Source organism: Mycobacterium sp., from assembly GCF_035603715.1.
Taxonomy (GTDB): Bacteria; Actinomycetota; Actinomycetes; order Mycobacteriales; family Mycobacteriaceae; genus Mycobacterium.
The window spans coordinates 1-8,080 of record NZ_DATNJW010000119.1; the positions used below are offsets into that span (position 1 = coordinate 1).

Below are 8,080 nucleotides of genomic sequence, written 5' to 3' on the forward strand. Positions count from 1 at the left end.
TTGTGGAGCGGCATTCCCGCGGGGTCGCCGCGCGCTTGCCGGGGACGTCGACACAGGGATAGTTGCGCGCACCGCGCACATCGTTGGCCGGGGTGTCCTGTGGGATCTTGCAGTACGTTCCTTCCGGCAAGGGAGCAGTGCTGGTGTCCGCGGGTGAGCGCCACTCCGAAGCCGGCAGGAATCCGGTCAGGCACGGCGGAGGATTGTTCAGTGACAGGTTGAGATTCATCAGCACCGCTCCCGGAGCGGACGCGATCAAAGTCTGTGCCACCGAACCGACCTCGGGCAGGAATACCAGCAACTGCTCGAGGCCTTTGTTGTAACGCTTGAGCATGTCGGCGACGACTTCCAGGTTCGCCAGCGTCTGCGGCAGCGACGCACGGACATCATTGAAGACGTCGTTGACCTGGTCCGCGGTCGGCGCGGCTTTCGACAAGATGCTTTGCACGTGCTGGTCGGTTTGCGCCGTCTGAGCGGTGAGCACCTTGAGGTTGTGCGACCACTGCGCGATCGAATCGCCGGAGTCGACCTGGCTGTCCAGGATCGGTGCCGCGTTCGCGATGATGTCGTCGACGTCGGACATGTTCGCTTCGAAGTCGCCGACGATGGACTGCGTCGAGTCGACGAGCCGTTGCAGTGATGGCCCCAATCCGCCTACCGCCAAGGCGGTTTCGTCGAGCAGCGATGCGATCTTCTTCTTGGGCAGCACGGACAGGCCACGGTTGGCCGCGTCGAGGGCCGGGCCTATCTCGCTGGGCACGGTGCCCTTGGTGATCGTCTGTCCAGGTGAGAAGAACTTGCCCGGAACGCCGGTGGACACCAGATCCAGATACTGCTCACCGATAGCCGACACCGAATGCACATTGGCTGATGCGTCGACCGGGATCTTGTACCGGCTGTCGATGCTAAGCGTAGCCCTGACACCATGTGCGGTCGGCTCGACCCTGGTGACCCGGCCGATCTGGATTCCCCGATACGTCACGTTGGACGTGCGATACAGACCGCCCGACGCCGGCAGCTCCGCGACCAGTCGGTACTGACCGACACCGAGCTGGCCGGGAATCCGAAGGTAATACCAGCCCAGTGCCACCAGTGCGGCTAATGTCAAGGCGGCGAACACAATCAACTGATTGCGAATGAAGCGGGTCAGCATGGGCTACTCGCCTCGCTCCACCGGCGCATCGGCCGGGTTGGGCGTGTACCGGATGTCCGGAACCATCGTCGACGGGTCGCGGCCCCAGGACTGCTCGAGGGCACGCAAGGCCCCAGAGAATCCGGTGCCGGTGAAGATCGCGTTGTCGACGGTGCTCAGCGTCAAATCCAGAGCTCCGGACACGTTGATGTAATCGCCGCGAACGATCTTCGGCACACTGTCGACGGCGAACGGCGGTGACAACAGCAGCATCAGGGCGTCGACCAGATAGGGTGCGGCGCGGCCGAGTTGCTTGAGCGGTCGTTGCAGGTCTTGCAGGTCCTCATGAAGGTCGCCGCGCGCGGCCGACAGCGTCTGGCCGGTGACGTTGCTGATCCGCCCCACCGCTTCGACGGTGTTGGCGAACAGATCACGTTGCTGCGCGAAATGATCAACTAGCGGCGGGAATTCGGTGAGCACCCGATCGAGGGTGTCGGTTCTGGTGCCGGCGTACGACAGCAGCCGGTCGGTGGAGTCGATGGCGTGGACGATGTCGTCGCGCTGCGCGTTGAGCTCAACCGCGAAGGTGTCCAGCTTGCCGAGGAAATCCCGGATCTGGTGGGCACGCCCGGTCAGGATCTTGTAGACCTCGTTCTGGATGACCTCGAGGTTCGGAATGCCGCCACCGCGCAGCACCATGGCCAGGCTGGCGAGCGTCTGCTCGGTGGAGGGATAGGCCGACGAATTACTCAGCTGGATGGTGTCGCCGGCCTTGAGTTGTTGTGGCGACGGGTCCGGCGGTGCGGCCAATTCGATGTGCTGAGAACCCAACAAGCTGGTCTGGCCGATCTTGGCGGTGGCGTTCTTCGGAAGCTTGACGCCCTTGTCCAGGTCCACGGTCAGCGTGGCGACCCAGTTCTTGAGGTCGATCGAACGGACCGTGCCGACGAAGACGTCGGCCACCAGAACTCGGCTGTTGCCGTTCAGCGCCATGGTGTTTGGCATCTGAACAAAGATCTTGTAGGAGCCTGGGCCGCTGCCGGGCCCACCGGGCAACGTGACGTTGGCGATGCCGCGCCAGTTCCCACAGGAGGTCAGCACCACTGTGGCGGCGAGCAACGCTAATGCCTGCCAGGCCCTGCGGCTCATCAGCCGCACAACCCTCACTGGCCCGGCCCCGGCGGTGCCTCAGCTGCACCGAGCGGAAGGTCAGGCGATGGCGGAGGCGCCACCGTCGGTGACGGCAAGGGCTGCGGGTACCACGGCGGCGGCAGCGGATTGTTCTCGTCGTAGGCGTTGGGCGGCCCGGTCATGTTGCGCGCCGGCGGTGGCGGCGGGATGTCCGGTCCACCCATCAACTCCGCCAACGACGCCGGCGTCAGCAGATTCGCCGTGGCCGGCTGGACCTTGGTTCCCTGCATACCGGGCGCGACGACCCAGCCGGGCTCCGAGTTGCGGTGGGACCACTGGGTATCCGGCGAGAAGATCCCGGGCACAGTGGTGTCCTTGAAACCGGGTGGCGGCTGCAAACGCGGCTCGGAGTACGCGATGTTCTTCGGCAACGTGTCAGCACTGCTGAACAGGTTGATGCCATACGGGAAGTAGTTGAACTTGATCGCATCCAGGACGGGCGCCAGGTATTGCGCACACAGTTCCGCCGAGTCCTGATAGCCAAGCCGGCTGCCGGCTTGAATGACACTGCAAATGAACTCCATTGGGTTGGCGAAGTTGGTGAACGCTGCCACGCCGCTCAGGCTGCCATGGGCGGGCTCGTAGATCGCCAGCACGTTGGCGGCCATGTTCGGAAGGATGTGCAGCGCGGTCTCCAGGCCGTCGCGTGGCGCCGGCTGCATGATCGCGGTGGTGACGTCACCCAGGTTGTTGACATCATGGGTCAGCGCGTCGCGGTTCTCGGTCAAGAATTTCTGGGCGGTGGACAACAGGCTGTCCGTTTGTTCAATTGCGTTGGCGGCGGACTGATCCGAGCTGGTGAGGTTGTCGGTCAACTGGGACAGGTCCTTGTTCAGCGCGACGAACTGCTGATCGTCCTGATGTAGCGCGTTGACGAACATCGCGAGGCTGCGCAGCACCGAGAAGAAGTCACCACGGCCTTCGTCCAGCGTGCTCAGCGCGTTCGACAGGCTATTCAGCGTGGTGTTTATCTGTTGGCCCTTGCCGGCCAGGCCGTCGGCGAACGACTCGATGACGTCGCCGAAGGGCCCCTTGGGCTGCTCCTTGGTCGGGCCGAGTTGGCCGATGATGTGAGTGATGCTGTTACGCAGGTCATCCCACTCGACCGGTACCTGGGTGCGCTCGATCGGGATCACCGCGTTGTCGGCCAGCTGTGGGCCGCCCTTGTAGGGCGGCTCCAGCTGAATGCTGCGCGAGGCCACCAGCGTCGGGTTGAGCACCACCGCCGACGCATCGGCCGGCACCTTGTACTTGTTCCGGTAGTGGAACGTCACCCTCATCTGGTCACCGATGGGTTCGATCTTGTCGATGGAACCGACGCGGATACCCATGATCTGGACCTTGTCCCCCGCGTAGAGGGCGTTGGCCGCCGGGAAGTAGGCGACCACCGTGTTGTAGATCAGCTTGTCGTAAAGCTGCCAACCCACCAGCGCGGCAACAAGACCGAGCGCCACGACGAACGACCCGATGATCACTGCCGCCTTGGACAGCTGCGGTAGCCGCAGTTTGCGGATGTCGAAGATCGTGCTCATTGGCTACTACCCCCCATCCCCGCCGGGCGTGACGAACGGAACCGGTAGCTGTGGACCCGGGCCCGCAGGCGCGGGCGGGCCGGGCGGCAATGCGGGCGCGAAGGTCGACGGTGGACCAGGCGGGCCGGGTGGCAGCAGGCTTTCCCGTCGTGCCCCCGGCGGTGCGTTCGGCAGGGGCACTGGCGTGCCCGGCATACTCGGCGCCGGCGCCCCGGGGAGCCCGGCATCCGGAATACCCGGCGCCGGTGGCAGACCGTTCGGATTGGGCGGCGACGAGAGCACATCGGGCAGCGCCGGATACGGCCCGTTGGGCCCGAACGGACCCTGTCCCTGATCGACGCCCGCGCACGGCAGCGGGTTGCCCGGTCGCGGGGACATCTCCGGCGGCGGCGCATACGAGCACGGTGAGCCCGGCGCCACAGCCGGTCCGGGGTGATCCGGGGTGCCCTCGAGTACCGGCGGTGCCGGTGGCGGGGCGCCGTTGGAGAAGCGTGTTCCATTCGGGTCAGGCCACTTGAAAGCGGGCAAGCCCGCACTGCGCCAGAAGTTCTCCGGGTCGATGCCGCGCTTCTTGAACGCCGCATCGACCCATGGTTGCAGGATCTGGTACGGCAGCAAGTTGCCGATCATCACCTTGAAGTACGGCCCGGAGCCGACCGCCTCACTGAGCGCCGCGGTGTAGTTACGCAGCGTATTCAGCACGGACACAAGGTCGTTCTTGTGTTCGACCAGAACATCGGTGACGCTGTGCAACTGGTCGAGCAGATGGTGCAGATTGGGGTTGTCGTGGATCAACCCCTGCACCTGCGTGGAGAACGCCGACACGTTGGCCAGCAGCGCCGCAATGGCCGTGCCACGTTCGTTGAACGCAGCAAGGAGCGACTGAGTGTTTCGCAGCAGTGCGTTGATCTGCTTACTGCGATCGCCGAGCACGCTGGCGACTTTTCGGGCCTCGGTCAGCAGGTGTTTGAGCTCGTCATCGCGTTTGCCGATGATGTCGGAGAACTTCGCCACCCCATCGAGCGCCGCGCTCAAGTGTGGGTAGGTCTGGTTGATGGTGTGCGACAGCACATTCAGCGACTGCTTGACGGTGTCGATGTTCCAGCCGGCGGCGGCCTTGGTGACGTCGAAGAAGGCGTCGTACACCTGGTAGGGAGTCGTGCTTTGGCCGAGCGGGAGCACGTCATTCGGTCGCATCCGCTTGGCGCCACGCGGTTCGATCTCGAGCACCTTTTTGCCCAGCAGCGTGTCGGTCCGGATCGCCACCCGGCTCTCCGTGCCGATGGTGTGCGTCCCGGTGGTGAATTTCATGACGATGTGATCGCCGTCGATCGAAAGGTCTTGCACCGTGCCGACATCCATGCCGACGATGCGGACTTTGTCGCCCTTGCTCATTCCACCGGAGTCGCTGAACTGCGCGTAGTAGCTCGCGGTCGCGAACAACACCGGCAGGCTGCTGAAGCTTTGTCCCACACCGACAACGAGGACCACCAGCGCGATGGCGAGCACCCCGACACGGACCCGGTTGGCGGGCTGAAGACTTCTCATTTCAGCGTGCACCTACCCGACGGCTGTTGAAACAGCTTGACCGATCGAACAGGTCCGCCCGGCTGCAGTCCGTTGACCTTGAGCGACAGGTCACACAGGTAGAAGTTGAAGAAGTCGCCGTATATCCCGCTCGCGCGGCCGATGATATTGAAGGCGGCCGGCACTTTTCCGACCAAGTCCCCGATTTGTTTGCGCTGCTCGACAAGCGGCCCGGCCAGGGTTTCCAACCGGTTGACCGTGTCATGCACCAGGGCCCGGTTGTCGGCGAGCAGGTCGGCCACCGTTCCCGCGGCGTTGCTGATGTGCGCGGTCCCGTCCGCCAGCGGGGTGGCCCGGTCCTTCAGGCCGGTGATGAGCACCTCGAATTTGTCGATGGTCGCGTCGAATTGGTCGCGGTGCCGAACCGTGGTGTCCAGCACGGTGTTCAGGTTGTGGATGACCTCGCCGATCGCCTGATCGCTTTCCGCCAGCCGGTCGGTCAGCTGAGCGGTTTGGTCGAGGATGTCGTTGATCGTGCCGCCTTCGCCCTGAAAGACGGTGATGATCGATGAGGCGATGCTGTTGACCTTCTGTGGGTCAAGCGCCCGAAACAGCGGCTTGAAGCCACCGATGAGCGCGTCGAGGTCCAGCGCGGGCTGGGTCCGTGACAACGGAATGAATCCGCCTGGCGGCAACGTCCTTTCAGCGTTCTCTCCGGTTCCTCGGCTGATTTCCAGATACCGGTTGCCGATCAGGTCCTGGTAGCGGATCTGCGCGGTCGTCGACTGGTAGAGCTGCACCGAGCGGTCGACGGCGAAGTCGACGCGAATCCGCTTGTCGCCCTCGACCAGTTCGATTTTCTTGACCTTGCCGACTTCTACGCCTGAGGCACGGACGAACTGGCCGGCACGTAAGCCACTGGCATTGCTGAATTCGGCGGAATAGCTGTTGGTCTGGTCGAAGCGCACCTGGCCGAATACCACCACGATGATCGCGGTGAACAACAGTTGCACGGACACGACAGCCGCGAGCCGCACGACAGTACCGGTGATTTTCATGGGTTGATCGTGTTCTCCCCGTACTGACGCCCCCAGACGTATTCGTTGGCCAGCGGCTGGCCCAACTCGAAGTGGTTGTAGGGGGCAATGCTGTTGCCGGAGTCCATCACCAGATACGGTGCGGGCCACAGATCGCGGGTGATCGGGGCCCAGCAGCCGGCCTTGCCGCCGGGGCCGCCGCGACCATTGACGCGGGGCAGGTTGTCCGGATACACGTAGGGGTTCTCGGAGCCGGCGATCGCCACGCCGAGCTGGGCCGCATAGTGGTTGCCGCTCTCCAGCGCGGCGACTTTCGGTGCGACGTCGGCGAAGTTGCGAATGGTGCAGAACACCTGCGGGCTGTAAGTGTCCAGTAGATGGGCAGTCGGCCGCAGATCGGCGGTAAGACGTTCCAGATACGGCTTGCTGCGAGTGAAGACGTCGTTTCCGGTGTTGGCGAAGCCAATCGCGGCCAGCAGGGCCGCGTCGAGTTCGGCTTGATGGCGGTTGAGGGTGCGCGCGGTGGTCACGGCATTCTCCAGCGCGTCAAACAGATCCGGTGCGGCTTTGGCGTAGACATCGCCCAGTGCGGCAAGCTGATGGAGGTCGTGGCGAATCTGCGGCATCCGGGGGTTCAGGTCGCCGAGTATCTTGTTGCCGTTGACGATCGACTGCCCGAACTTGTCACCCAATCCGGTCAGCGCCTGCGCCGCGGCGCTCAGCGTGAGATTCACCTTCACCGGATCGACGTTGTCGGCCAGCTCGACCAGCGTCTCGAACACCGTGTTGAACTCCGTCGTGATCGACGTCGCATCGATGACGGATGACGGTGTAACCCGCTGCGGTGTCGGCTCTTTAGGCGAGGTGAGCGACACGTACTTGTTGCCGAACACGGTGGTCGCCTGGATTTTCGCGATGACGTTCACCGGGATGAGCTCGACGTACTGCGGGTCGACGTCGAGGGTGAATCGGGCCGCCGGCTTGCCGCGATGCTCGACCTCGGAGATGCCGGCCACCCGGCCGACGCTCACGCCGTTGTAGGTGACTTTCGAGCCTTGGTCCATCACCAACCCGGCGCGAGCGGCCAGCATCGTCAGCTTGGTCTTGGGCGTGAAGTCTCCGCGAAACTGCCCGTATATCAACGCAAGCAGCAGCGCGCACGCCACAAACAACCCGATACCCGCCGCGGTGTCCGGCCAGGTCCGGGTTCGTCGCTCCTTTGTCGGGGTCGTCATCGCCGGTCACACCGTGAGGTTGAAGTTCGGGTCGACGCCGTAGAGCGCCAGCGAGGTCAGCAGCACGACGATCACCGTGGACACCAACGAGAAACGCATCGACCGACCGACGGCCTCGCCCACCCCGACCGGTCCGCCGCTGGCGTTGTAGCCGTAGTAGCAGTGGGTGATCATCACGATCACCGCCATCACAATGACCTCGCCACCCGACCAGAACACGTCTTCGGTGCGCAGGAAGGTCCGGAAGTAATGCTCGTAGGTGCCTTGCGATTGGCCGTAGAACAGCGTGGTGACAACCTGTCCGGACAGGAACGACATGACCAGTGCCATCGCGTAGAGCGGGACGACCACCACCAGCCCCGCCATCAGCCGGGTGGACACCAGGAACGCCACCGACTTGATGCCCATCACCTCGAGGGCGTCGAT

Annotated in this window: 7 protein-coding genes; all 7 read right to left on the minus strand. The window is 64.0% G+C overall.

Annotated features, from left to right (window positions below):
- The coding region (locus VN856_RS05465) for an MlaD family protein (protein WP_325686920.1) at nucleotides 1-1,153 on the minus strand (1,153 nt) is incomplete at its 3' end.
- Between the two features lie 3 nt (nucleotides 1,154-1,156).
- On the minus strand, nucleotides 1,157-2,281 hold the full coding sequence (locus tag VN856_RS05470; RefSeq protein WP_325686922.1) for an MCE family protein: 1,125 nt from the start codon (nucleotides 2,279-2,281) through the stop codon (nucleotides 1,157-1,159).
- 14 nt (nucleotides 2,282-2,295) lie between these two features.
- On the minus strand, nucleotides 2,296-3,855 hold the full coding sequence (locus tag VN856_RS05475) for a virulence factor Mce family protein (RefSeq protein WP_325686924.1): 1,560 nt from the start codon (nucleotides 3,853-3,855) through the stop codon (nucleotides 2,296-2,298).
- Nucleotides 3,856-3,861: 6 nt separating this feature from the next.
- Complete coding sequence (locus tag VN856_RS05480; RefSeq protein ID WP_325686926.1) at nucleotides 3,862-5,403, minus strand: MCE family protein; 1,542 nt, start codon at nucleotides 5,401-5,403, stop codon at nucleotides 3,862-3,864.
- The gene (locus tag VN856_RS05485) at nucleotides 5,400-6,440 is read right to left on the minus strand and encodes an MlaD family protein (protein WP_325686928.1); all 1,041 of its coding nucleotides are present in this window, start codon (nucleotides 6,438-6,440) and stop codon (nucleotides 5,400-5,402) included. Before VN856_RS05485 ends, VN856_RS05480 begins: the two co-directional genes overlap by 4 nt.
- The gene (locus VN856_RS05490) at nucleotides 6,437-7,654 is read right to left on the minus strand and encodes an MCE family protein (protein ID WP_325686930.1); all 1,218 of its coding nucleotides are present in this window, start codon (nucleotides 7,652-7,654) and stop codon (nucleotides 6,437-6,439) included. The genes VN856_RS05485 and VN856_RS05490 overlap by 4 nt, the downstream gene beginning before the upstream one ends.
- A gap of 6 nt (nucleotides 7,655-7,660) precedes the next feature.
- The coding region (locus VN856_RS05495; RefSeq protein ID WP_325686932.1) for an ABC transporter permease at nucleotides 7,661-8,080 on the minus strand (420 nt) is incomplete at its 5' end.